Origin of the sequence: Streptomyces sp. sk2.1 (assembly GCF_008120935.1) — a bacterium.
GTDB lineage: Bacteria > Actinomycetota > Actinomycetes > Streptomycetales > Streptomycetaceae > Streptomyces.
This window is the reverse complement of record NZ_RDBO01000048.1, coordinates 3,132-25,811: the sequence shown is the minus strand read 5'-3', so window position 1 is coordinate 25,811 and position 22,680 is coordinate 3,132. Positions and strand designations below refer to the sequence as shown.

The 22,680-nt window shown below is 71.8% G+C and carries 26 protein-coding genes; 2 read left to right on the top strand and 24 right to left on the bottom strand.

All coding sequences use genetic code 11. The annotated features are described in order from the left end of the window. Window positions 1–58: 58 nt before the first annotated feature. From fabG to EAO76_RS16450, 17 genes are all read right to left on the bottom strand, one after another. Window positions 59–805: a 3-oxoacyl-[acyl-carrier-protein] reductase gene (gene fabG, locus EAO76_RS16530; RefSeq protein ID WP_148836726.1), complete on the bottom strand. Its 747-nt coding sequence runs from the start codon at window positions 803–805 to the stop codon at window positions 59–61. A gap of 129 nt (window positions 806–934) precedes the next feature. Beyond that, entirely contained in the window at window positions 935–1,417 is a 483-nt protein-coding gene (locus EAO76_RS16525) for a 3-hydroxyacyl-ACP dehydratase FabZ family protein (protein ID WP_148836725.1), read from the bottom strand. Next, entirely contained in the window at window positions 1,414–1,845 is a 432-nt protein-coding gene (locus tag EAO76_RS16520; RefSeq protein WP_148836724.1) for a 3-hydroxyacyl-ACP dehydratase FabZ family protein, read from the bottom strand. Before EAO76_RS16520 ends, EAO76_RS16525 begins: the two co-directional genes overlap by 4 nt. After that, a complete protein-coding gene (locus EAO76_RS16515) occupies window positions 1,842–2,102 on the bottom strand; it encodes an acyl carrier protein (protein ID WP_148836723.1) in 261 nt (86 codons plus the stop codon). Before EAO76_RS16515 ends, EAO76_RS16520 begins: the two co-directional genes overlap by 4 nt. 80 nt (window positions 2,103–2,182) lie before the next feature. Continuing rightward, window positions 2,183–3,256: a beta-ketoacyl synthase N-terminal-like domain-containing protein gene (locus EAO76_RS16510; RefSeq protein WP_148836722.1), complete on the bottom strand. Its 1,074-nt coding sequence runs from the start codon at window positions 3,254–3,256 to the stop codon at window positions 2,183–2,185. 115 nt (window positions 3,257–3,371) lie between these two features. Continuing rightward, window positions 3,372–3,800: a hypothetical protein gene (locus EAO76_RS16505; protein ID WP_148836721.1), complete on the bottom strand. Its 429-nt coding sequence runs from the start codon at window positions 3,798–3,800 to the stop codon at window positions 3,372–3,374. Window positions 3,801–3,802: 2 nt separating this feature from the next. Then, the gene (locus tag EAO76_RS16500) at window positions 3,803–4,216 is read right to left on the bottom strand and encodes a hypothetical protein (protein WP_148836720.1); all 414 of its coding nucleotides are present in this window, start codon (window positions 4,214–4,216) and stop codon (window positions 3,803–3,805) included. 1 nt (window position 4,217) lies between these two features. Then, window positions 4,218–4,544, bottom strand: coding sequence for a hypothetical protein (locus EAO76_RS16495; protein WP_148836719.1), 327 nt, complete (start codon window positions 4,542–4,544; stop codon window positions 4,218–4,220). Further along, window positions 4,541–5,545, bottom strand: coding sequence for a hypothetical protein (locus EAO76_RS16490; RefSeq protein WP_148836718.1), 1,005 nt, complete (start codon window positions 5,543–5,545; stop codon window positions 4,541–4,543). Before EAO76_RS16490 ends, EAO76_RS16495 begins: the two co-directional genes overlap by 4 nt. Further along, window positions 5,542–6,465: an alpha/beta hydrolase gene (locus tag EAO76_RS16485; protein WP_262375523.1), complete on the bottom strand. Its 924-nt coding sequence runs from the start codon at window positions 6,463–6,465 to the stop codon at window positions 5,542–5,544. Before EAO76_RS16485 ends, EAO76_RS16490 begins: the two co-directional genes overlap by 4 nt. Continuing rightward, a complete protein-coding gene (locus tag EAO76_RS16480; RefSeq protein ID WP_148836717.1) occupies window positions 6,462–7,418 on the bottom strand; it encodes a beta-ketoacyl synthase N-terminal-like domain-containing protein in 957 nt (318 codons plus the stop codon). Before EAO76_RS16480 ends, EAO76_RS16485 begins: the two co-directional genes overlap by 4 nt. Further along, complete coding sequence (locus EAO76_RS16475; protein WP_148836716.1) at window positions 7,415–8,554, bottom strand: beta-ketoacyl synthase N-terminal-like domain-containing protein; 1,140 nt, start codon at window positions 8,552–8,554, stop codon at window positions 7,415–7,417. Before EAO76_RS16475 ends, EAO76_RS16480 begins: the two co-directional genes overlap by 4 nt. After that, window positions 8,551–9,798 (bottom strand): beta-ketoacyl synthase, encoded by a 1,248-nt coding sequence (locus EAO76_RS16470; protein WP_148836715.1) that lies wholly within the window; start codon window positions 9,796–9,798, stop codon window positions 8,551–8,553. The genes EAO76_RS16475 and EAO76_RS16470 overlap by 4 nt, the downstream gene beginning before the upstream one ends. A 47-nt stretch (window positions 9,799–9,845) precedes the next feature. After that, window positions 9,846–10,097 carry an acyl carrier protein gene (locus tag EAO76_RS16465; protein WP_148836714.1) on the bottom strand — a complete coding sequence of 84 codons (252 nt, stop codon included), beginning with the start codon at window positions 10,095–10,097 and terminating at the stop codon, window positions 9,846–9,848. A gap of 212 nt (window positions 10,098–10,309) precedes the next feature. Further along, window positions 10,310–11,305: a TauD/TfdA family dioxygenase gene (locus tag EAO76_RS16460; RefSeq protein WP_148836713.1), complete on the bottom strand. Its 996-nt coding sequence runs from the start codon at window positions 11,303–11,305 to the stop codon at window positions 10,310–10,312. A 219-nt stretch (window positions 11,306–11,524) separates the two neighbouring features. Further along, the gene (locus tag EAO76_RS16455; RefSeq protein WP_187438657.1) at window positions 11,525–12,484 is read right to left on the bottom strand and encodes a helix-turn-helix domain-containing protein; all 960 of its coding nucleotides are present in this window, start codon (window positions 12,482–12,484) and stop codon (window positions 11,525–11,527) included. A 330-nt stretch (window positions 12,485–12,814) separates the two neighbouring features. Beyond that, a complete protein-coding gene (locus tag EAO76_RS16450) occupies window positions 12,815–13,546 on the bottom strand; it encodes an IclR family transcriptional regulator (RefSeq protein ID WP_376448757.1) in 732 nt (243 codons plus the stop codon). A 356-nt stretch (window positions 13,547–13,902) separates the two neighbouring features. On the opposite strand from EAO76_RS16450, the gene EAO76_RS16445 reads away from it, so the two are divergent. After that, the gene (locus tag EAO76_RS16445) at window positions 13,903–14,172 is read left to right on the top strand and encodes a hypothetical protein (protein WP_148836711.1); all 270 of its coding nucleotides are present in this window, start codon (window positions 13,903–13,905) and stop codon (window positions 14,170–14,172) included. A gap of 180 nt (window positions 14,173–14,352) precedes the next feature. On the opposite strand, the gene EAO76_RS16440 is transcribed toward EAO76_RS16445, so the two are convergent. From EAO76_RS16440 to EAO76_RS16420, 5 genes are all read right to left on the bottom strand, one after another. After that, complete coding sequence (locus EAO76_RS16440) at window positions 14,353–16,173, bottom strand: AfsR/SARP family transcriptional regulator (protein WP_148836710.1); 1,821 nt, start codon at window positions 16,171–16,173, stop codon at window positions 14,353–14,355. A gap of 32 nt (window positions 16,174–16,205) precedes the next feature. Beyond that, window positions 16,206–16,964 carry an IclR family transcriptional regulator gene (locus EAO76_RS16435; RefSeq protein WP_376039791.1) on the bottom strand — a complete coding sequence of 253 codons (759 nt, stop codon included), beginning with the start codon at window positions 16,962–16,964 and terminating at the stop codon, window positions 16,206–16,208. Beyond that, the gene (locus tag EAO76_RS16430; RefSeq protein ID WP_148836709.1) at window positions 16,961–17,710 is read right to left on the bottom strand and encodes a thioesterase II family protein; all 750 of its coding nucleotides are present in this window, start codon (window positions 17,708–17,710) and stop codon (window positions 16,961–16,963) included. Before EAO76_RS16430 ends, EAO76_RS16435 begins: the two co-directional genes overlap by 4 nt. A 285-nt stretch (window positions 17,711–17,995) precedes the next feature. After that, entirely contained in the window at window positions 17,996–18,898 is a 903-nt protein-coding gene (locus tag EAO76_RS16425; protein WP_262375522.1) for a LuxR family transcriptional regulator, read from the bottom strand. A gap of 55 nt (window positions 18,899–18,953) precedes the next feature. Beyond that, window positions 18,954–19,751, bottom strand: coding sequence for a hypothetical protein (locus EAO76_RS16420; RefSeq protein WP_148836708.1), 798 nt, complete (start codon window positions 19,749–19,751; stop codon window positions 18,954–18,956). 419 nt (window positions 19,752–20,170) lie between these two features. Between EAO76_RS16420 and EAO76_RS16415 the strand changes: the two genes are divergently transcribed. Further along, the gene (locus EAO76_RS16415) at window positions 20,171–20,932 is read left to right on the top strand and encodes a 4'-phosphopantetheinyl transferase superfamily protein (protein WP_262375521.1); all 762 of its coding nucleotides are present in this window, start codon (window positions 20,171–20,173) and stop codon (window positions 20,930–20,932) included. Between the two features lie 580 nt (window positions 20,933–21,512). Here EAO76_RS16415 and EAO76_RS16410 read toward each other — a convergent pair. After that, window positions 21,513–21,914, bottom strand: coding sequence for an NUDIX domain-containing protein (locus tag EAO76_RS16410; RefSeq protein ID WP_148836707.1), 402 nt, complete (start codon window positions 21,912–21,914; stop codon window positions 21,513–21,515). Window positions 21,915–22,245: 331 nt separating this feature from the next. Further along, window positions 22,246–22,428 carry an SPOR domain-containing protein gene (locus EAO76_RS16405; protein ID WP_262375520.1) on the bottom strand — a complete coding sequence of 61 codons (183 nt, stop codon included), beginning with the start codon at window positions 22,426–22,428 and terminating at the stop codon, window positions 22,246–22,248. Window positions 22,429–22,680 lie beyond the last annotated feature (252 nt).

Genomic DNA, 22,680 nt, shown 5'->3' with positions numbered 1-22,680 from the left:
GGCTGGGTACCCCTCCCGGCAGGCCCGGCCCCTCGGGCGGGCGTTGCCGGTCATGGCACTAGATGGTGATTCCGCCGTCGATCTGGAAGACGGAACCGGTGATGTACGCGGCGCGGTCGGACGCGAGGTAGGCGATGAGGTCGGCGACCTCCTCGGCCCGGCCCATCCGGCCCAGCGGGATCGACTTCAGCGCCCGGTCCTTGACCCCGCCCTGGAGCGCGGAGGTCATGTCCGTGTCGATGAAGCCGGGCGCCACGACGTTGGCGCGGATGCCGTACGGCCCGGTCTCCTTGGCGAGTGCCTTGGTGAAGCCGATGATGCCGGCCTTGGACGCCGAGTAGTTGGTCTGCCGCGCGTTGCCGTAGACCCCGGCGACCGACGAGACGTTGACGACGCAGCCGGACTTCCGCTTCATCATCGCGAAGATGGCGGCCCGGCAGACGTGGTAGACGCCGTCCAGGTTGGTGTCCAGCACGTTGTGCCACTGCTCGTCGGTCATCAGCAGCAGCGGGTTGTCGCTGGTGATGCCGGCCGAGGTGACGAGTACGTCGATCGGTCCGAGTTCGTCCTCGGTGCGCTCGGTCAGGTCGCGCACCGCCCGGGCGTCGGTGACGTCCGTACGGACGGCGAGGGCCCGCACGCCCAGTTCGGACACCTCCTTCTCCAGCGCCTGCGCGGCCTCGGCGTCGGACCGGTAGCAGAAGGCCACGTCGTGGCCGTCCTGTGCCAGGCGCAGCACCGCCGCTCTTCCGATGCCCCGTGATCCGCCGCTGACGAGCGCGACGCGGGACGGCTTGTCTCCCACCCGTTTCTCCTTCTGTGAATAACCGTGGCCGGCGCTGGTTCCGTGACCGGCAGGGCGTGCCGGAAAGGGTTCCGGGTCCTGGAGTGCCTCTCGTTCGGACCGTGCCGGGCTCGATCCGAACGAAAGACCCTAGGTCCCGGTGGCCGCGCGGAGCTGCTCGGCCGGGCGGAACGCCATCGTGGCCCTCGCGACGGTCATGACCGTTTCGCCGTCCACGAGCGATTCGCCCTCGAAGATCATCGTGTCGCTCAGCACCCGGTAGACCCGGACCCGGTGCTCCACCACGTCCCCGGGGAACACGGGCCGTTCGAACCGGGCGTCGCTGACGCCGCCGAACAGCATCACCTGCCCGTTCAGCACGTCCGGGTTGGGGTCGTCCCAGGTGGCCAGGACGCCCGCCGCCTGGCACCACGACTCCACGAGCAGCACCTCGGGGTAGTGGTGGTCCTGCGGTCCGGCGTCCTGCGGGAGCGCGGCGTACCAGGGTTCGTTGCAGGTGACGGCCTTGCGGGCGACCAGTCGCTCGCCGGGCACCAGTTCGTCGACCCGGTCCACCAGCAGCATCGGGAAGCGGTGCGGCAGCAGCCGGCGCAGTTCGACGGTACCGATCACGACCGGCCTCCCGTCCTGAAGCCCAGCCGGATCGACGCGGCGTCGCCCCGGTCGGTGCGGGCGGTCGCCGTGACCCGCCAGTCCCGTCCTTCGGGCCCGTCGGGCTTCCAGACGAGTTCCATGGCCAGTTCGTCGCCGGGCAGCACCGGTCCGCGGAAGCGCGCGGACTCCACCGCGGCCAGCGTGACCGGGCCGGGCGCGGTGGCCAGGGCGCTGCGGCGTACGCACTCGATGACGCAGACCCCGGGGAAGATGGGGAATCCGGGGTAGTGGCCCGCGAAGATCTGTTCCGCGGGGTCGACGCGGCAGACGGTGGCCGCCGTCAGGCGTCCCCCCTCCTCCGCCGTCGCCGGCCGCACGACGCGGATGCCGGCCGTGACCGGGGAGACCCCGGTCACGGACTCGACGACGGATTCGGCGACGGTCACTGCGAGGTCCGCAGCTTCTGCTCCAGCAGGTCGTGGGCCGCCTTCAGGCAGGTGACCTGCTTGAGCTCCTCCTCGCGGAGCTTGACCTGGTAGCGCTTCTCCAGCACCACGACGACCTCCAGGGCCATCAGGGAGTCGATCTCCAGGTCGTCGGCGAAGTTCGTGTCGTCGCCGATGTCCGAGACCTCGACGTCGAGCACCTCGGCGATGAGCGCGCGGAGCTGTTCGAGGTCCAGTGCCTGCACTGCGGATGTCATGGGAGTGTCCTCTCTCGTTGCTGTTCTGCCCGTACGTTCTTGTCGGTGCGGGAGGCCGGTGCGGAAGGCCGGTGGGCGGTCTAGCCCAGGCGCAGCACCGCGCAGCCCGCCTCGCCGTCCCGGTCCACCGCGGTGACGACCGCGGTCCTGCCCGCGGCCTCGGCCCGCTCGGCGACGGCCAGCACCGCGGCCATCTGGAACATGGCCGCCGCCCCGGCGGTGTCGCCGATCAGCTGCGACACGCGGTTCACCGCCGTGGGGGCGAACCGGGCCTCCAGGACGGACTGCTCGGCGTCGCCGAGGGCTCCCCGCGCACCGCTCGGGGCGACCATCCACACGTCGGCCGGGTCGGTCCCGGACCGCTCCAGCGCACGGCGCACGCAGGTGTCGAGCACGGGGGCCGCGTTCTCGCCGCCGCCCGCGAAGACCCCCACCTCGACGGCCTGCACGGTCGCCAGCGGGGTGCCCTGGGCCGAGCCCTCGGACTCGATCTGGAGCATCACGCAGCCCTCGCCGTGGACGGTGCCGGTCTCGTCCTCGCCGCGCGCGTGCCGGTCCAGCCAGGCACGGGCGTCGGCGTACTCCTCGACGGCGCCGCACAGCACGGTGCGGGCGCGGTTCGCGTTCAGCAGCCGCTGGGCGTACTTCAGGGCGTGCAGGCCGGAGACCCGGCCCCCGGCGATGGTGGTGTTGGGGCCCTTGAGCTGGTGCCAGATGGCGCACTGCCCGGCGGCGCAGTTCATCACCGCGTTGGGGAAGCGCGCCGGGTCGACGAAGTAGGGCTTCTCCGAGACGAGGCCGCCGCGGGTGAAGTCCATCATGCTCTGCACGCTGCCCGAGGTGGTGCCCAGGACCAGCGCGACCTCCTCACCGGTGACGGTGGCGGGGTCGGAGGGCGACTCCTCGATCAGCCGGCCCACCGCCGAGACCGCGAGGCCGGTGGCCCGGTCCATGGCGCGCGTGCCCTTCTTGCCCAGTGCGGCGGCCGGGCTGAAGCCGGGGACGAGGCAGACCTCGTCGTCGGGGGTCTGCCACTGCTCGCGGTCGACCGGGGCGACCGTGGACCGGCCGTCGTGGAATCCGCCCACGAAGGCGTCCCGGCCCATGCCGAACGGCGAGACGGCCGACCACGCGGAGATCACAGTCTTGGTCATGAGAGGTCCATTCCTTGGCTGGAGCGACTGGCGACTACGGGGGCTGGGCGGGGGACGAGGGCGGCGGGAGGCCCGGGGACGGGGCGGCCGCGGAACGGCCGGGCGTGCCCTGCGGTCACAGGTAGCTCACCATCCGGTACTCCGGCCACCGCCCGGCCATCTCCGCGGCGGGCACCGGGCGGACTTCGTCGAGCAGGTCGCCGGGGGCGAATCCGAGGGCCGTCAGGTCCTCCTCCTGCACGAAGATCCGTACTCCGGCGTCCAGCAGCACCCGCAGGTCGTGGCGCGGGTCGGTCAGGGTGTCCAGCACCCGGTCGCCGAACCGCAGGGGGCCGGTCTCGGCCGCCCCCACGGCGCAGGTCACGGCCGGTCCGCGCAGCAGGATGTCCATGCCGCCCAGTTGCCGGTGGAGTTCGACCGCCATGTACAGCACGTCGAAGAACTGCTTCTCCACCGCGCCGCGGTAGGCGCGTTCGACGATGCCGAGGACCCGGCCGTTGTCGGTGGCACCGGCCCCGGGGCCGGTGGTACGGGCTGTCGTCATGGTCAGAGCACCCCCACGAACAGGGTCTTGTCCGCCGCGGCGACGTTCTCCGCGAAGGCGGAGGGCGCCCGCAGCCTGACTTCGGGGATGTGGGCCACGGCGCCGCGCTCGTCGCTGCAGAACCGGCAGCCGTACCAGTGCAGCCGGCCCGGGTGCGCCGCGAGCAGTCCTCGGATCACGGTGAGGGTCGACGGGTAGTCGCCGGACCAGTTCGCGAGGTTGCGCGGCTTGGACTCGCCCAGGCCCTCCTGGGTGAGCATCGTCGCGTAACCGCACGCCCAGACCTGTACGGCGGCGTCCTGCCGCAGCATCTCCTCCACGAGCCGCAGCACGCTGGTGAACAGGTCGGAGCCGTGCGGCGACCCCATCAGGGTGACCAGTACGTCGGTGTGCGGGATGCCCCTGCCCCTGGCCATGTCAGTGCCACACCACCTTCACCACCGGGTCGAGTACGCTCCCGGCGATCTCGTCCATGTCCACCAGCCGGGCCTCGGGCACCAACTGCTCCTTCTTCAGGCCGCGTTGGGCGACCGAGTACCTGTCGACCAGCAGCTCCCCGTCCGCCGCCAGGTAGCCCTCCAGCTCCGGCAGCACACCGGGCACCGCGCCCAGGACCCCCTCCTGGAGGAGGAGGAGCCGGGTGCGGTGGCCGCCGCCGGCCAGGGTCGTGGCGTCGCGCACGAAGGACGCGCACTCCCGGCCGGCCCAGGGCCCCTGCGTCTCGATGAGGAGGTGCCGGTTCATGCGTCCGGTGCCGACTCGCCGCGCAGGGCCCGCAGCACGGGCTCGTCGAAGTTCACCAGGTGCCAGTCGGTGCGGCTGTCGATGACGGCGTAGCCGTGCGTGACGTGCCCCGTGGCGGTCTGCACCAGGTGGCCGTCGCGCACCACGTACGTGTCGAACCGGGACCGGTAGAGGAAGTCCTTGAAGACCTCCTCGACCGTGTAGATCACGTACAGGTCCTCCTCCATGAGGGCCTCGTCGAGGATCCTGATGTGGGAGTGCGAGCAGGCGGGGATCCACTTGCGGTCGTCCAGGAGCGTCTTGATCGACAGCCCGCGGTCGGCCAGGAAGAGGTCCACGACCTCTTCCATCTGCCGCAGGTAGCCGGACATCTGGAGCCGCTCGGTGAAGTGGCAGTACGGGTACGGGATCCGCCACTTCCAGCCGAACGCGTTCCTGCCCGCGGTCAGCTGCTCCAGCACCGGGTCGGGCCCGTTGGTGCCGTGGCCGTCGGAGAGGTCGGTCGTCGTGGCGACGGCCGCCGCGGCGCCGGGCTCGGAGGTGCCCAGGCGCTCGACCGCGAGCGGGGCCAGCGGGGCGGGCACCGGCTCGGGCGGGAACGTGGTGTCGATCCGCAGTGCCACCTTCGCCTTGCCGGTGACCGCCTTCACCGGCGCGCCGTCGCGGTCGACGCTCAGCGTGACCCGGAAGGCCAGTTCGTCCGCGCCCTCCTTGAAGACCGGCACCACGTCGGCGGTGACCAGGTCGTCCAGGTGCAGCGAGCTCAGGATGCGGACGTCCATCTCCACGAAGTCCAGCCCGAGGCCGAGCTCCTCGTACAGCTTGCGCGTGGACAGGTCCGCGGACCTGAAGTGCTCCAGGATCGCTTCCTCGACCAGGTAGTTGTCGTGCTTGAAGCCGATCCAGGTACAGATGTTGGAACCCTCGAACCTCGGGCGCAGCTGCACCCGGGTCGGGGTCTCCAGAAGGGTCTTGACCTGGGTCTCGGTCACGTCGCTCATCGGCCCGGCTCTCCAAAGGCTCGGTCGCCGGGCCGGCGCCGGCCGGCCCTGGCGGACAGTGTGCTGACGAAGTCGCCGACCACCGCGGAGAACTCCTCGGGCCTCTCGGCCATGAGGAAGTGCCCGCAGTCGGCGAGGATGTGGGTCTGTGCGTCGGGGAGTTCGGCCGCCAGGTTCAGTCCCTCGGCCGGGTCCACCGCGAAGTCGTGCTCACCGCCGATGACCACGACGGGTACGTCGATCCGTTCGGCCCTCAGCCAGGGGGTGCGCAGATAGCTGTCCACGAACCGCATCCAGCCGTACGGGCCGACCCGGTCGCACACCCGGCGGGCCATCGACAGCTGGATGTCCGGGTCCAGCCTCCCGCCGGAGTGGACCCGGATGCCCTCCTCCATGATCCGCTCGAAGTCGTCCAGGTAGCGCGTCATGGCCTCCCAGGTGAAGTCCTCGGGGCTGCGCCGGTAGAACGGGGCGACGAGCACCAGGCCGCGGATGCCGTAGCGGGCGAACGGGTCGCCGCCCGCGTCGAGTTCGCGGTCGATCAGGGACATCAGCTGCATCGCGGAGAAGGAGTGGGCGACGACCACGTCCGCGCCGCCCGGTACCCCGGCCAGCGCTTCGGCCAGCCACGGGGAGGCGTCCGGCACGTGGTGCCAGTCGTCCACCCCCGCGCCGCGCCACGGCAGGTCGGCCGACCACACCTCGTGGCCCCGCGGGCGGTGGGCCAGGAAGCCGTCCCACACGGTCGCGCTGTTGCCGAGGCCGTGCAGGAGCAGCATCCGGCCGCGCACGGGGCCCCGTGCCGGGTGGCGGTGCAGGATCACCGGCCGCCCGGCGCCGTCGGCCGGGGCGGACCGGACGGGCGCCGGGGCGCCGGGGGTGTGGGCGGGCAGCGTGGCCGTGGCCTCGCCGCCGCTCACCCCGTCTCTCCGGGGCTCACCAGGACCAGGCCCGCGGCGGGTCCCGTGCGACCGCCCCCGGTCACGGCGTACACCGGGCCGGCGCCGCCCGCGGCGAACCAGCCTGCCGACGCCGCGCACTGGAGCACACCCAGCGCGCCCGACGCCCCGCGCCACTGCTGTGCCAGTCCCAGGTCCCGTACGCCTTCGAGGAGACCGGACCCGTCCGCGGACGCGTCGTCCGCGGTGTCCGGTGCCTGCCAGGCGGCCGGGGTGCGGGCGCCCTCGCCGCCGAGCGCGGCCAGGCAGGACGACAGGTCCGCGCCCCGGGCGTGCCGGTCGATGCCGGCCAGCGCACGGGCCCCGCGGGACCCCGCGGTGCGCTGCGTCTCCAGGACCAGCGCGGCCGCGCCGTCGAAGGCGGTGTCCAGCCCGGACAGTCTGCGGGCCGGTTCGGTGTCCGGTTCGGCGCCCAGGACGAGTACCTGGTCGGCGCGGCCCGAGCCGAGCAGGGCGAGCGCCCAGCGCACCGCGTCGGTGCCCGAGGTCTCCCCGTTGCACAGCATCAGGTTGGGCCCGGTCAGGCCGAACCGGATCGCCACCGAGGAGGCCAGCACGTTGCTGGAGGCGTTGGGCAGGTCCATCGGGCTCGCGGCGGACGCGGTGTCGGCCGCGATGGTCTCCACGGTCCGGCAGATCGTGTCCAGGTTCCCGTAGTTGGAGCTGGCCACGACGGCGATCCGGTCGCCCTGCGGGGCGCGGTCCTCGTCGTCCAGGAGCCGCGCCTCGCGCAGCGCGTCGCGGGCCGCGCAGTAACCGAGCTGGGTGGCCCGGTCCTTGTAGCGCAGCCCCTTGCGGCCGAGCCGTTCCCTCGGCTCGACGGGGGTGCTCGAAGCCTGCCTCGGCCGCAGCAGATCGTCGGGGGTCCCGACACCCGCGACTGCGATGCCGATCCCGGTAACCAGCGTGCTCAACGGACCGCCTCCACGACCGCGACGGCGTTGATGCCGCCGAAGCCGAACGCATTGATCTGGGCCACCGACATCTCGCCGACGGCTTCCTCACCGGTGACGAACCGGAATCCCGCGGCCTCCTCGACCGGGTGGGAGAGCCCGAGGGTGGGCGGCACCCGCCCCTCCTCCAGCGCCCGCATCGCCGTGATCATGCCGATCAGTCCGGACGCGCCCGAGGTGTGGCCGGTCATCGACTTGATCGCGGTCATCAGCGGCCTGCCGACGTGCGGTCCGAAGACCTCGGCGACGGCGGTGGCCTCGGCCTCGTCGTTGAGGAGCGTCCCGGTGCCGTGCAGCATCACCAGGTCGATGTCCTTGGGCTTCATGCCGGCCAGGTCGTGCGCCTGCCTGATCGCCGAGGCGATGCCGGCGTCGTCGGGCGCGGTGGCGTGGTGCGCGTCGCAGTTCAGGCCGACCGCGCGCAGCCGTCCGTGCGCCCTGCCGCGCCGGTTCCCGTCGTCGCGCCGCAGCACGACGGCCGCGGCGCCGTCCCCCATGACCGCGCCCGTGCGGTCGCGGTCGAAGGGCCTGACCCGGTCCGGCGGCACCGGGTGGACCCGTTCCACCAGGCCGTACATGCTCTCGGTGAGCACGTCCACCCCGGCGGCGATCACCGTGTCGGCCTCGCCCAGTTCGAGCAGGTCGGTGCCCATCGCGAGCGCGTACAGGGAGGCGGAGCAGGCGTTGGCGAAGGTGTACGTGGCCGTGGTGTTGAACCGTTCCCGCAGGGCGCGGTCGAAGTGCAGCCGGTCCGCGTCCAGGGGGGTGCCGTCGCGCCACCACAGTTCCACCGAGCGCAGCTCGCGCAGCCCCGTGCCGATCAGGACGGGCACGTCCGAGAGGTCCTCGCCCAGGCCCGCGTCCCGGGCGGCCTGCTCGACCGCCTCCAGCAGCCACTTGGTGGCCCGGCCGGGCACGTCGGCGCCCGGCACCGGCCGGTCGTCGATCTCGTACGCGTACCGGGCGGCGTACCGCGAACGGTCGAAGCCGCGCAGCTCGGCGTGGGCGCTGCGGCCCGCGCAGAGACCGTCGAAGAGTTCCCGGGGGTCGCGGCCGACTCCGGCGACCGCGCCCACTCCACCGACCAGCCAGCTCATCGCACCTGCTCCTCGTATTTCCCGAGGGCGACGACGGCGTTGTTCCCGCCGAACGCCAAGCCGTTGTTGAGCACGACACGGAGGTCGGCCTCGACCGCCTCGTTCGGTACGCAGTCCACGTCGCACTCGGGGTCGGTGCGCACGTGGTTGATGGTCGGGGGGATGAAGCCGTGGACGATCGCCAGGGAGCAGGCGATCGCGGACAGCGCGCTGGCGGCCCCCATGGTGTGCCCGATCATCGACTTGATCGAGACGGTGCGGGGCGCCTCGCCGAACACCTCGCGGATGGCCTGGGCCTCGGTGACGTCGTTGGCCTTCGTCCCGGTGCCGTGCGCCGAGATGAGGTCGACCTCCTCCGGCTTGACGCCGGCGTTGTCGAGGGCGAGCCGCATGGCCCGGCCGACGCTCGCCCCGTTGGGCGCCACCTGGTGGTGGGCGTCGCAGTTGAGGCCGTAGCCGAGCACCTCGGCGTAGATGCGGGCGCCGCGGGCCCGTGCGGAGGCCAGGCTCTCCAGCACCAGGACGCCCGCGCCCTCACCGGTGAGGATGCCCTTGCGGTCGGCGTCGAAGGGCTGGCAGCGCTCGGGGGCGATGGTGCCCAGCCGGTAGAAGCCGGCGAACGTCTTGCGGCACAGGGCGTCGGCGCCTCCGCACAGGGCGAAGTCCACCTCGCCGGCGCGCACCGCGTCGTAGCCGTAGCCGATGGCGTAGTTGCCGGCCGCGCACGCGGTGGGGATGGTGACGGCCTCCACGTCGGTCAGGCCGAGTTCGTGGGCGATGGCCGTGGAGAGCCGGCCGGCCCTGACCCGCCGGGCGACCGTGGGGTCCATGTCCTGGGGTCCGGTGCGGATCTCGGTCTCCACCAGGCTGTCGAGGTCGCGGGACTCCCCGTCGGTGGTGCCGATCGAGATGAGTCCGCGCCTGGTGCGCAGTTCCTCGGGGGCCAGGCCGGCGTCCTCGGTGGCCATCCTGGCGGCGGCCACCGAGAACCGGGCGGCACGGCCCAGCTGGTCGAGCTCTTGATTACGGATCCACCGGCCGGGGTCGAAGTCGCTGACCTCGCAGCCGTTGGCGTAGGCGAAGCCGGTGGTGTCGAAGCTCGTGATGGGCTTGGCGCCACTGCGCCCGGCCCGCAGCCCCTCGGCGAATGCGTCCGCGCCGATACCGATGCTGGAGAACACCCCGAACCCGCTCAGGACCACTCTCTGCGCACTGTCCGGCTCGTCCGTGGAGAACGACGTCATGAAATCTCCCCAACCAGTCTCGATGGTCCGTCGTGTGGTGGTTCGGATTACCAGCCGGCTATGTCGGAGACGACCTGGTAGACGCTCTTGAGGTTGACCATCCGGCCCAGCTCGGCCTGGTCGATCTCGATGTGGAACTCCTTCTCCAGCGACGCGAGGATCTCGATGGCGCGCAGCGAGTCGGCGTCGTGGTCCTCCTTGAAGAGGCTGGTCTCCGTGACGTCCTCGGGCTCGATCTCCAGGATGTCGCAGACGATGTCCTTGATCTTTTCCTGGCGCTCGGCGACGACAGTGCTCACTTGGTTCTCCTCGTTCGGATGTGGTGTCTTGCCAAAACTCCGGCGACGCCAACACTGGCGCATCCCATGACAGTTGGGCAGATCCGGTGCACCTTGTTGCAATGTCCTGGAAAACCGGCGCCTTCCAGGAGGCCGGCCGGTCGGGGCCGTACGTCGGTCCCGGAGCCCGCCGGGCCGGCCCGGCGGGCTCCCGGAGGACGTGCGGCGGGCTCTCAGGCGGCGCTGGACTGCACGTGTCCGTCGCCCGCCCGGCGCGGACGGGAACGGCGCAGGTCGAGCTGGACGAAGGCACGCTGGAGCCAGCGGTCGCGGCCGTCGTAGCGGGGCCGGAACGCGGTACGGCCGTGCAGGGCCAGCCGGTTGTCGACGTAGGCGAGGTCCCCGGGCTCCAGGATGAGCGTCCTGCGCACCTCGACGAACGCCTCGCCGAGCTCCGCCATCGCCCGCTCCGCCTCCGGGTCCAGCGCCTCGGTGCTCGTGAAGTCGACCTTCACGTCGGGGTCCTCCGGGTCGCCGCTGAGGATTCCGTGCGGCTCGGGCAGCGACTGGAGGCCGCCGAACGAGGCGGGGGGCGCGGTGACGAAGCGCGGCTCGTGGAGCACCCGGCGGGTCTCCTCGGAGAGCAGCGGCAGGGCGTTGCGGATGGAGGCGATCCGCAGGCCGGCGACGTTGTCGTGGTCGTTGCGCAGGCACATCAGGCCGACGAGGTCGGGGCGCAGGGGGTGGAAGGCGTTCTCCACGTGCATGGTCAGCTGGGTCGCGCCCGCGTTGCCCTGGAACTCCTCCATGCCCGGGACCGGCACCACGTCCTGCACCAGGGCGCCGCCCTTCTCCTCGCGGAAGGCCATCAGCTCGCCGAGCTGGAGGGAGATGAGGGCGAGCACGGAGGCGGGCAGGGTGCTCGTGCGCTGCACGGAGCCGGCCTTGCCGGGCGTGTCCGGAAGGGACTCGGGGGCCACCGGGAGGTTGCGCAGGAGCAGCATCGCGTCGGCTCCGGGATCGCGCACGAACCGGCGCAGCGTCTGCCGCAGCCTGACCGGGAGGAGCGCCGAGAGGTCCCTGGCCGAATCGATCCAGAACCGGTCGTCCACCGCGCGCGGCTGGATTCCGCTGACGTGGGAGGCGACTATCTCCAGCTCGGTCTTCTCTTCCTCTGTGAGCACGATGCCGGTCTTGCGGTCCAGCACGTTTCCGACGTCGACAGACATGAAACTCCTCGTCTCCGGGAGGTGGCTCGGGAAATGGGGCCGCGCTGCCGGCGAGCCGTCCGGCGCCGTCATCAGCCTGACAAGCGGTGGGCGCCGTGGGGCTCGCGTTGCAGCAACTGGCAAGATTCGAAAGGGGTTCGGGAGGGAAGAGGGGCGCGCGGTCGGCGGCCCGCGGTCAGGGCCCTTCGGGGGCCCTCGGCCGGACGGTCCGGCGGGCTCTCAGAGCAGCCCCATCTGGGCGGCGCGGACACCGGCCTGGAAGCGGCTGCGCGCGTCGAGGCCGAGCATGGTGGACGCGACGTCGTTGCGCACGGTGCGCACGCTGACCCCGATGCGGCGGGCGATCGCGTCGTCGGTGAGGCCGTCGGCGAGCAGCCGCAGGATCTGTTCGCGGCGCGGCCGGGTCGGCTGGGCGGGGACGGAGGACAGCGCCTGGCGGACCTCCATGCTGCTGTCCCACAGCCGGCGGGCGAGTTTCTTCAGGGAGTCGAGCGCGGTGCCGCCGCGCAGCACCCGGGCGCCGCCGCTCTCGTCGAACAGGACGCCCACCGCGCCGTCGATGACGACCGCGCGGGTGGGGACGTGCGGCAGGGTGCAGGGGGCCGCTCCCTGGCCGCCGAGCCAGCGCGCGTGCTCGACGACGGCGGGCAGGTGGAGGAAGGAGGCGCCCCACACCTGGCGGAGCGTGGCGTCGCGGCGCAGTACCGCGTCGGCCACGTGCCGGGAGAACTCGAAGGAGCCCGGGCAGTGTTCGGGCACCAGCATGACCACCTCGCGGCGCACCGTGGTGGCCAGCCGCTCCACGAGGGCCGACGCCTCGTCCACACTGCCGGTCTCCACCGGTTCGGCGATCCGGTCCGCGGCCCGTTCGTGCAGGGCGATCAGCCGCTCCACCGCGACCGCTCCGGGCAGTCCGCTGCCCTGGGCGTCCTGGAACCTGCGGGTGGCGAGCGCCGGCAGGGCGAGGGACGGTTCGACGGCGCGCATGGCCTGGTCGTCGTCGGCCGAGGCCGCCACGAGCCCTTCCTCGCGCAGGCCCTCGATGATGCGGCCCAGCGACTCCTCGCTCACGTCGAGCACGCCGCACAGCTCCGGCATGCGCCACCGGCGGCGGCGCAGCAGCATTCGGTAGACGAACTCGGTCTGCCGGTCAAGTCCTATGGCCCGCTCTCGTTCCATTCCTGCCTGCCCCCGTGAAAAATCATGAAACTGCAAAGGCGCGTACCCGTACATGGATGGAGCCTCCCCGAAGGTGCACGAAAACGCCCTGCACAGGACCTCGTCAGCGAATGGAAAATACGTAATCGCTGATTCGAGACACGCCGCATCCCCGAGTGACCCGAGAATGCGGGAGACGGGACCTCACCCATTGCCGGATCGTTCCGCAGCGGGTGGGTCGCAACTTATTCGCCGACAATGGCCTGCCGGTTCGAATTCATGCCCCATGTCTATCCGGTGCGGCCGGGGAGAGGCAATGGCGGCTACAGGAAGCTGCCATGGGAGGAGGTTTCAACGCGCGAGTCCCGCACCTAGCTGCACCGCCGCGTCGACGACGGCAGCACCATGCCGCCGGCCGGGGGTCCTGCCGAGCCGGGCGACGGGGCCCGAGACGCACACCGCGGCCACCACCCGGCCGCCGGGGCCGCGCACGGGAACGGCCACCGAGGCGGTCTCCCAGTCGCGCGCGCCGACGGTCTGCGCCCAGCCCTGCCGGCGCACACAGGTGAGGGTGGCCGCCGTGAAGCGCGCCCCGCGCAGGCTCAGGTAGAGGTTCTCCGGCGTCTCCCAGGCCACCAGCACCTGGGCGGCGGCCCCGGACTTCATCGGCAGGGCGGCCCCGAGCGGCACCTCCTCGCGCGGACCGCTCCCCTCCACGGCGGCCACGCAGACCCGCAGATCACCGTGGCGGCGGTAGAGCCGGGCGCTGGCCCCGGTCCGGTCGCGCAGCGAGGTCAGTACGGGCCCGGCCGAGGCGACGAGCCGGTCCCGGCCGGCCTCCTCCGCCATGTCGCCGAGCCGCGGCCCCAGCACGAACCTGCCGCGCCGGTCCCGGGTGACCAGCCGCAGTCGCTCCAGGGCGGTCGCCAGGCGGTGCACCGTGGGGCGCTTCAGTCCCGTGCGCTCCACCAGCTCCGTGAGGGAGGCGGGCCCCACCTCCATCACCTCCAGCAGCAGGGATGCCTTGTCCAGGACCCCGACGCCGCTCACCAGTCGCATCCGTTCGGGAGCTGAGGCGGTCATTCCCGAAACCCCTTTCTCCGGGCATGAAGGAGCTCTTCTGAAGAGCTCGTCGGAAGAAGTTCGGCCGGAGGGTCCGGGCCCGCCGAAAGAGCTCCGGACCCTCATGCCCCGGCGGCATTCGGGGGGGTTGGCCGCCGGTCAGTGAGGCTTCGCTTCGAGAGGGAAAGCACTGCACCTGGCGACCATGCAATCCCCCGGGGAAGCACACGGCAATGGCTCCTACAGGAAGCTGCCAGACGACCGGCAAATGATCACTCGCTGTGCTTCCCGGGCCAGGAATATAGAGGAGGGATAGATATCTCTCCAATCCTGTGTGCTACGACCCGCGGGGGAACCGGCTCGACAAGGAGGAGACCATGAGTCATGACACTGCGCCCGATCTGGCGATGGTGTCGGAGGGGGAGTTCCAGACCCGGCCGCGGCGGGAGGAACCGGACTGGACGGACGCGCAGATGTACGCGCGGGCGGTGAACACGTCCTGTCTGGAACCGTGGCTCGCGGAACGTGCCACCAGTCTGGGCGACCTCTCCGTCGCCGACGACCAGGGCATGCGGTGGGCCAGCCTGCTGGCCGCCTTCATCGACGGCATGAACAGCACCCCGCTGCCGCCCGAGCGCGAGAACTGATCAGCGCTGTGTCCATGAGTGCCGGAGAGCCGAAGGGCCGAGTCGTCCGGTACTCATGGACACAACGACGACCACGGGCACGACGACAGCCGTGAGCACGACGACGGCCACGGGCGCGACGCCCGCCGGGTGACCTCCGGCCGGGCCGCCGCGCCCCGGCGGGGTCCGCCGGGCAGGCCCTCAGCGGGCGAGCAGCCTGACCAGCGGGGAGCACCGGTACGTGCAGGGCCCCGTGCCGGGGCCGTACCCGGCGTCGATCTCCAGCAGCCACACCTCCGCCAGCGCGTCCAGCGCCGTCTGGGTCCGGTCCTCGGACCATCCCAGGTGTTCCGCCGCCTCCGCCGCGGTGAAGGGGCCGGGGTCCGCGCGGGCCAGCACCCGCAGCACCGGGCGCAGCCCCGGTTCGAGCTGGAGGACGCTCGTGCGCAGCGCGGCGCGCAGGTCGAGACTGCCCTCGGACCACTCCTCGTGGCGCGCCTGTCCCTGCCCCGGGTCCAGCCGGTCCACCAGCCGGGCCACGGACCACTGCGGCCGGGCCGCGAGCCGGGCCGCGCAGATCCGCAGGGCCAGCGGCAGCCCGTCGCACAGCTCCACCAGGCGCCCGGCCGCCGCGGGTTCGGCGTCGAGCCGGGCCGCGCCGACGACCGACTCGATCAGCTGCCGGGCCGCCGTGTCGTCGAGCCGGCCGACCGGCACCGCCCGCACCCCCTCCAGCGAGGCCATCGCGCTGCGGCTGGTGATCAGCATCCGGCAGCTCTCGCCGCTGGCCAGCAGCGGGCGCACCTGCCGGTCGTCCACCGCGTTGTCGAGCACGACCAGGACCCGGCGCCGCGACAGCACGCTGCGGTACAGCTGGGCCCGCTCGTCCAGGGTCTCGGGCAGGTCGCCCCGTACCGGGATCAGCGCCCGCAGGAACGAACCGAGCACGTCCAGCGGGTTCTTGGGGCTGCCGTCCTCCCGGCGCAGGTCGATGTAGAGCTGCCCCTGCCGGAAGTCGTCCCGGCAGACGTGCCCGGCGCGCACGGCCAGGACGGACTTCCCGGCCCCGGCCGCGCCGGTCAGCACGACACCGCGATGGGGGCCTCCGGAGCCGCGCAGCCCCTCCAGCACCTCGGCCAGTTCGGCGCCGTGCCCGACGAAGTCGGTGGTGTCCATCGGCAGCATGGCCGGCACCAGCCCGGTCCAGGGGCTCGGCGCCGCGTTGCTGGCGACCGTGAGCGCCTCGGCGGCGGCGGGCGCGGCCAGCTCCTCCAGCAGCACCGACCGGTGCAGTTCGCGCAGCACGGGCCCCGGGTCCACCCCCAGCTCCTGCTGGAGGACCTGGCGGCCCTGCTCGTACACCCGCAGCGCGTCCATCTGCCGGCCGCAGCGGTACAGGGCGGTCATCAGGTGCCCGCGCAGCGACTCCCGGGTGGGGTGCTCCGCGACCAGCCGGGTCAGTTCGGGCAGCGCGCGGCTGTGCCGTCCCAGTTCGAGCTCGGCCTCGATGCGGTTCTCGACCACGGTCAGCCGGGACTCCTCCAGGGCGGGGAGCTCGGCGCGGGCCAGGAACTCGGTCACGTCCGACAGGGCGGGCCCGCTCCACAGCTCCAGTGCCGTGCCCAGGCAGGCGGACGCCTCCTCGTAACGGTTGTTCAGCAGGTCGTCGCGGCCCTGCTCGGCGAGCTGCCGGAACACGTCCCAGTCGAACCAGGCGTCGCCCAGCGCCAGGTGGTAGCCCCGGTGCTTGCGCGCCAGCCGCAGCTCGGGGCCGCAGATCCGGCGCAGCCGCGAGATGTACGTGTAGAGCTGGGCCGACCGGGTGGCGGGGGGCGCGGCGTCCCACAGCAGTTCGCTGAGCCACAGGTCGGAGACGAACCGGCCGGGAGAGATGAGAAGGGCCGCGAGGACCGTGCGTTGTTTGGCGGCGGTCAGTGGGATGCGCACCCCGGACGCCCACATCTCGGTGGGTCCGAGAATCCTGAACTCCAGCTCGGATCCGGTGCCTTGTCCGAGTGTCATTCAGCAGACCACCCGCCCGCAGGAGGCAGGGGTCACGTGTCCGACGCCTCGCCCAGGCGCAGTGCCGCGTCGATGACCGCGCTGCCGTACTCCCGGGCCGGCTCGTCGGTGATCAGCCCGACCGGGCCGGACAGGCAGAGCGCGGCGACGACCCGGCCGCCCGGTCCGCGCACCGGGGCGGTCAGTTCGGCGGAACCCCGCACCCGTTCCCCGAAGCTCTGCGCCCAGCCCCGGCGGCGCACCCCGGCGAGCACGGTGGCGGTGAAGCGGGCGCCCACCAGTCCCCGGTACAGCACGTCCGGGTCCTCCCAGGCCAGCAGCACCTGGGCGACCGACCCGGAGCGCATCGGGAAGGCCGTGCCCACCGGCACCGTGGCGGCGATGTCCGACGAGGTCTCCGCGGCGGCCACGCACAGCACGCGGTCGTCGCACCGGCGGTAGAGCCGGGCGCTGGCCCCGGTCCGGTCGCGCAGCGAGGTCAGCACGGGACCGGCCAGCGCCAGCATGCGGTCGCCGTGCTCGACGACCGCCATCTCGCTCAGCCTGGGCCCCAGCAGGAAACGGCCCCGCGTGTCGCGGGTGACCAGCCGCAGCCGTTGCAGCGCCAGGGCCAGCCGGTGCGCGGTGGGACGGGTCAGCCCCGTGACGCGCACGATCCGCGACACCGAGGCCGGGCCGTCCTCCAGCACGCTCAGCAGCAGCGACGCCTTGTCCAGTACGGCGACTCCGCTGTCGTGGTCGAGGACCGACGACGTGGGGGACGGGGACGACGGGGAGAGCGACATGGTCATCGGGCACCGGCCAGGGATCCGCCGATGGCCCCGATCAGCGCGTCGCGCCGGTCGGCGAGGTAGAAGTGCCCGCCGGGGAAAACCTGTTGGCCGTACCCGTGGGGCGCGACGTCGGCCCAGGCCGACATCTCGGCCTCGGTGATCGAGGGGTCCCGGTCACCGACGTAGCCGTGCACCGGGCAGCCCACCGGGACGGCGGGGCGCGGCCCGTAGGTGCCCACGATCGTGAAGTCGGCGCGGATCGCGGGCAGCACCATGGCACGCAGCGCGGGATCGTCCAGCGGGACCCCCTCCGTGCCGCCGAGCCGGTGGACCTCGGCGACCAGCGCGTCGTCGTCCTCCCGGTACAGCGAGGTGGGGGTGAGGCGGTGCGGTGCCTTCCGGCTCGACACGTGGAGCCCGGCGGGGCGCACCGAGTGCCGGGCCTCCAGCCGGAGCGCCACCTCGTAGGCCAGCGAGGCGCCCATGCTGTGGCCGAAGAGCGACAGCGGCAGGTCCAGGAACGGCAGCAGGGCCTCGGTGACCGCGTCCGCCAGTTCGTCCATCCGGAGCACGAAGGGTTCGTCGATCCGGACGTGACGTCCGGGATAGCGGGCCACCAGCACCTCGGTGTCCTCGCCGAACGCCCTCCCCCAACGGTGGAAGTACGCGGCGGAACCGCCCGCGTGCGGCAGGATCAGCACCCGCCCGCGCGGGGCCACCGCTTCGTATCTGCGGAACCATCCGCTGTCGATGCCGGACTTCATCCCTCTTCGCACCTCGCGTCGGCGGTCCATCAAACGGTCCCCGGCCCGGGGGCCGTCCCGTGATCCCGAGTGGGCGCACGGGCCGGCCCCCGGGGCGGATCCGAATCAACGAACCTGTTGTATTACCCGGGTTCCGCACCCGACAACCGGAACTACAGGAAGCTGCCAGCACCAAACACACGGACGCCGCCCGGCGACACGTGTGCACGGCGCCGGACGGTGTCCGCGGAGAGGCGGCCGCGCCGCACGGGCGCGCGGCCGCGAGGAGCGGCGGGATGCCGTCCCTCAGGTTCCCGGTGTGTCGATGGACCCGAGTAACCCCAGTTCCGCCGCTCGTACCCCGGCCTGGAAACGTGAGGTGGCACCGAGCAGCGTCATGATCTCGGCGACGTACCTGCGGTAGGTGCGCACGGAGACCGTGAGCTCGCGCGCGGCCACCTCGTCGGTCACCCCGGCCCGCAGCGCCCCCAGGATCTGCCGCGCGAGCTCGGCGCGCGAGTGGTCCCCGAAGGCTATGTGCCCGTCGGCGGGAACGGCGTTGCGCCAGACCCCCTCATAGAGGGTGTTGAGCGTGCGGATGACGTCGGGGACACGGATGAGCGAGGCCCTGCGGCCGGTCGGCGACTCGGCCGAGACCAGGCCGACCGTCCCGTCGACGATGAGCCCCTGGAGGGGCGGTACCCGCGCCACCCGGACCTCGGCGGGCCGCTCCCGGGCGCGTTGGGCTCGGACGAAATCCTCGTCGATCATGACCGGCGTGCACAGCAGCCGGATGTGGATCGTGTCCGGCACCGCGTGGAGCAGTTCGTGCAGCGCGCGTTTGGACTCGGCGCCGCAGCTCGGCCCCGCGGCCAGTACGACGTCGATGCTCGTACGTGCCTGGCGCACCAGTTTGCGCGCCTCGGCGACGATCGCTTCCTTGCTGTCGTCCACGGCGGTGATCAGCTGATCCCACGAGACACGGTCCCGATGCTGCTCCACCGTCATCTCGATCATCGCCCGGACCTCCAGCAGGGCCCGCTCTATGGCGTCGGCGTGCGGCTCGCTCCCCGGGACCCTGCCCGGTCGTGCCCCACGGGCCTCCGGCCCCGGCACGGGCGGCTCTCCTGTCGCCTCGACCTGTTCCCGGTCCCGCTCCTTCGTTCCGTCCTCGGCCGGTTTCGACCACGTCTCCGATGTCCTGCTCATCCCCGTTGCCCCCGATGTTTTCCTGCACTTCGGAGTTACTGCGTCATGCGATCGTTCAGCACCGTTCCAGCAACCCCAGTTCCACAGCGCGCACACCCGCCTGGAAGCGGGAGTTCGCCCCGAGTTCACGCATGATCTCCGCGACGTGCCGTCGGTACGTGCGCAGGGACACATCTATCTCGCGGGCGGCGACATCGTCGGTGTGTCCCTCCCGCAGCTTCTCCAGGATCCGGCGCGCGAGAGCGGTGCGCAGGCTGCGGTCCAGGCGGAGTTCGTCGGCGAGGGGGCGGGCGCTCGTCCACGTCCCGGCGAAGAGCAGGTCGAGCGCGCCGACGGCCGCCGGATCGGTGATGATCGCGGCGTGCCTGGCGCCCGTCTCGGCGCCCGACTGCACCAGGGCGGTCCGGCCGTCGACGATCAGCGCCTCGCGCAACTCGCCCTTCGTGATGCGGATCTCCAGATTCGCCGCGCCGAACGCGTCACCGAAGTTCGACGGCAGGTGGAGTGCGCCGCCGGCGGCCAGCAGCCGCACGGCGAGCCGCCCCCGGTCGCCGCGGTCCGCCGGGACCGGCGCCATGTCCGCGACGGACGCCGCGAGGGCGGAGCAGACCGCGGTCGAGTGCGCCCGGTCCCCCGTCACCGCCACATGGGCCGAGTAGCGCGCGCCCGCCATCAGTTGCCTGATCGCCTCGCCGATCGACCGGTCGTCGGCCCGCACCACCAGCGACGCGCCACCGGGTCTCTGCCGGTGCAAGGACACCGAGGATTCGATCAGAGCACGGGCCTGCAGGAGCGCCCGCTCCACATAATCCGTGTGTTCCAGGTCTTCCGGAGCATCTGTCACCGTACTCATTTCGGCCACCCGTCCCCTACTGCGCTGTCCCGGGATGCCAGTTGACCTCGTCAGATTTCATCCGCCTCATGGAAGACCCTCAACCCGGATAAGGTTGAATCGGAAGCCAATTAACACAAACCCGAGCAACACATATACGCCACGATCAACTTGACCCGACATTAGATCGCCAGGTGTGAACCAGTCAACGGCGGTCCAGTCCAAGCGGACCGGAAGGGTCCGCACGATCCCCCTTCTCCACCCGGTCGAGGGCCCCTCCTCGGGAAAATGTCAGCAAGCTGCACCCCGGGCGCGAAATCACATGGCCCGCACTCCAGTTACGCTGCGGTATGAAACTGTTCAACTCCGGAGCGGAGTCGCCACTGTCCCATAGCGGCCACCGTTTCACCTGGAATGGGGGCGCGCCCTAGGCTCACCCCGTGACCGAGCCCCTCGCCCCCACCGCATCCGAAGCACTCGTCCACTGGTGGCATATTCCGGGCGGGCAACCCGATCCGGCCGCTCTCGAACTGCTCGACGCCGGCGAGCGCGAGCGTCTGGACCGCATCAACCATCCCGGCCAGGCGACCCAGTTCGTCGGCAGCCGCGCGGGGGCCCGGCACGTACTGGCCCGGCTACTTCAGGTCAGTCCCCGCGAGATCAGGTTTGGGCGCGACTCCTGCCCGGAATGCGGCAGTTCGCAACACGGTCCGCCGATCGTCGCGCACCCCGCGACCCCCTTCCGGATCAGCCTCTCGCACTCCGGGGGCCGCTGCCTGTTCGCGGTCGCCCGGTTCCCGGTCGGGGTCGACGTGGAGGGCGTACGGGAGATGGACACCGAAGAACTGGGACATGTCGCCCTCACCGCGGCCGAACGGCGGCACATTCGCGCCCTGCCGCCCGGACCGGCGCGCCACCGGGCCTTCCTGCGCTGCTGGACCCGGAAGGAGGCGGTGCTGAAGGCCGTCGGCACCGGCATCGCGGGGGACCTGTCCGCCATCGAGACCCACCCCGGCTCCCCCGGCTCCGCGACGGTGGCGGCGGGCGTCCCCGGCACCCCCGGGACCTGGACCGTGACCGACCTCGACACGCCCGGGAAGTGGGTTGCAACCGCGGCACTGCCTTCGCACGTCCCTGTGACCGTGAGGCTCCAGCGACTACCGGCGGTTCCGCTTTCAATTTCTTCGATTTCCGACCAATGAAACAGCCCCGGGCGTTCCGGGGTCTCGACCAATGACACGGCCCGGTATGCGGCGCACGACCCGCATACCGGGTTCCGTAATGTCTCGTTCCTCTTGCGTACGACAGAAAATCATCCCGCTGACGACCGCAGTCATCGTTCACGGGAAGGATTGATGCGGCACTTCTCCGGTTCTTGCCCGACAGGCAATGGACCGGTGCGCAATCAATTCACCCGACCGCTTTTCTGCGGAGAATTGATGATCGATACGGGTTACGCAATTAATTCCCCGTCCGGCTATCGGATGGCACGAACCGACATGAAGGACACACTCCGGATCGGGACCGGCCGCGAATCGGGCCGGATCGGGGCCGAAAACGGACTGGCCGCGGACCGGACCGTCATCGCTCCGGGGTCTCATCGAGGCCGGGTACGGGCCGGTGGCGGGCGTACCGGGATCGCACCGGGGGCCGTACCGGAATCACGTCGGGGGCCGTACCAGAATCGCATCGGGCCGGCCGTGGACCGGGCGCGGCCCACGGCCGGGGACGGCGGCGGGAGTCCGGTGCGGCCGGGGACGGCCCCGACCGCACCGCAGTCGCTCAGACCAGCGCGCCGGACGCCTTGAGGTCGTCGAAGAGCAGCTGGTCGACCGGCGGGACGAGCGGCCGGTCGGCGTAGGAGAACCAGGCCATCTCCTCGATCTCGTTGCTGACGGCCAGCGTCCCGCGGTAGTCCCCGGTGTAGCAGCTCATCCGCACCACCACACCGTCCGGGTGGCCGTGCGCCTGCGCCTCGTACGTCCCCATGTGCGACACCGTGGCCGGGAGGATGGCCACATCCAGCTCCTCCTCGACCTCGCGGAGCAGGGTCTCCAGATCGGTCTCCCGCCCCTCCCGCTTCCCGCCCGGGATGTAGAAGACGTCCTTCCCCCGCGAACGCGCGCAGAGGATCCTGCCGTTCTCCACCCGCACCCATGCCACCGTGTCGATCAGGCCCGACATCACTCCGCCTTCGTTCGTGCACCACCTGGCCGGACAGGACCCTAACGGGGCGGGAACGCGCCGCACGAACGGGGCCGCGGTGCGCGGACGGAACACGGGAAGGAGCGGCGCACGGGCGGGTGCGGCGCGGGGCGCCGGCCGGGCCGCGCAGGGGACGCGGGCGGGATCGCGGCGGCACGCGGACCGGGGCCGCGGCGGACCGGGGCGCGGCACGCGCGGGAGCGCGACGGGACGTGGCCGGTGGGCGGCCCGGTACGCGAACGGCCCCCGCCGTCACACGCTCCGCCGCGCGCCGGAGCGCGCCACCCCCGCCCCGCTCCCCGCGACGGGATTACGGGCGGTCGCCCTGACCCACGCGTTCCACCCAGTAGAGCTGTTTGTGTCCGCGTTCATCGAGCTTGTCGGCCATCTTCTGGGCTTCGCCCTGTGTGGCATATCTGCCGACGCGATAGCGATTGCCGTTGTCGTCCTGCCGTATCACCAGCCATGGGAGCACGGCACCGCTGTCACTCATCGCTCCCCTCCCGAGCATTGCGCCCCTCCCTCGAACGGCATGCACGTCTCCAAAGATCCCCAGGAATCCGCAGTACGCATATGCCTGACCCTACGCCTGACCTTCACTCAACGGATACGGAATTACACAAAGAGGTACCGAATCGGCCAGCAAGAAGGGGCGCATCCGACCGGATGCGCCCCTTGGAGGTCGAAACACCCCCTCCCTACCCCACCCGCCCCGTTCCTCCCTTCGGGCGGAACGGGGCGGGTG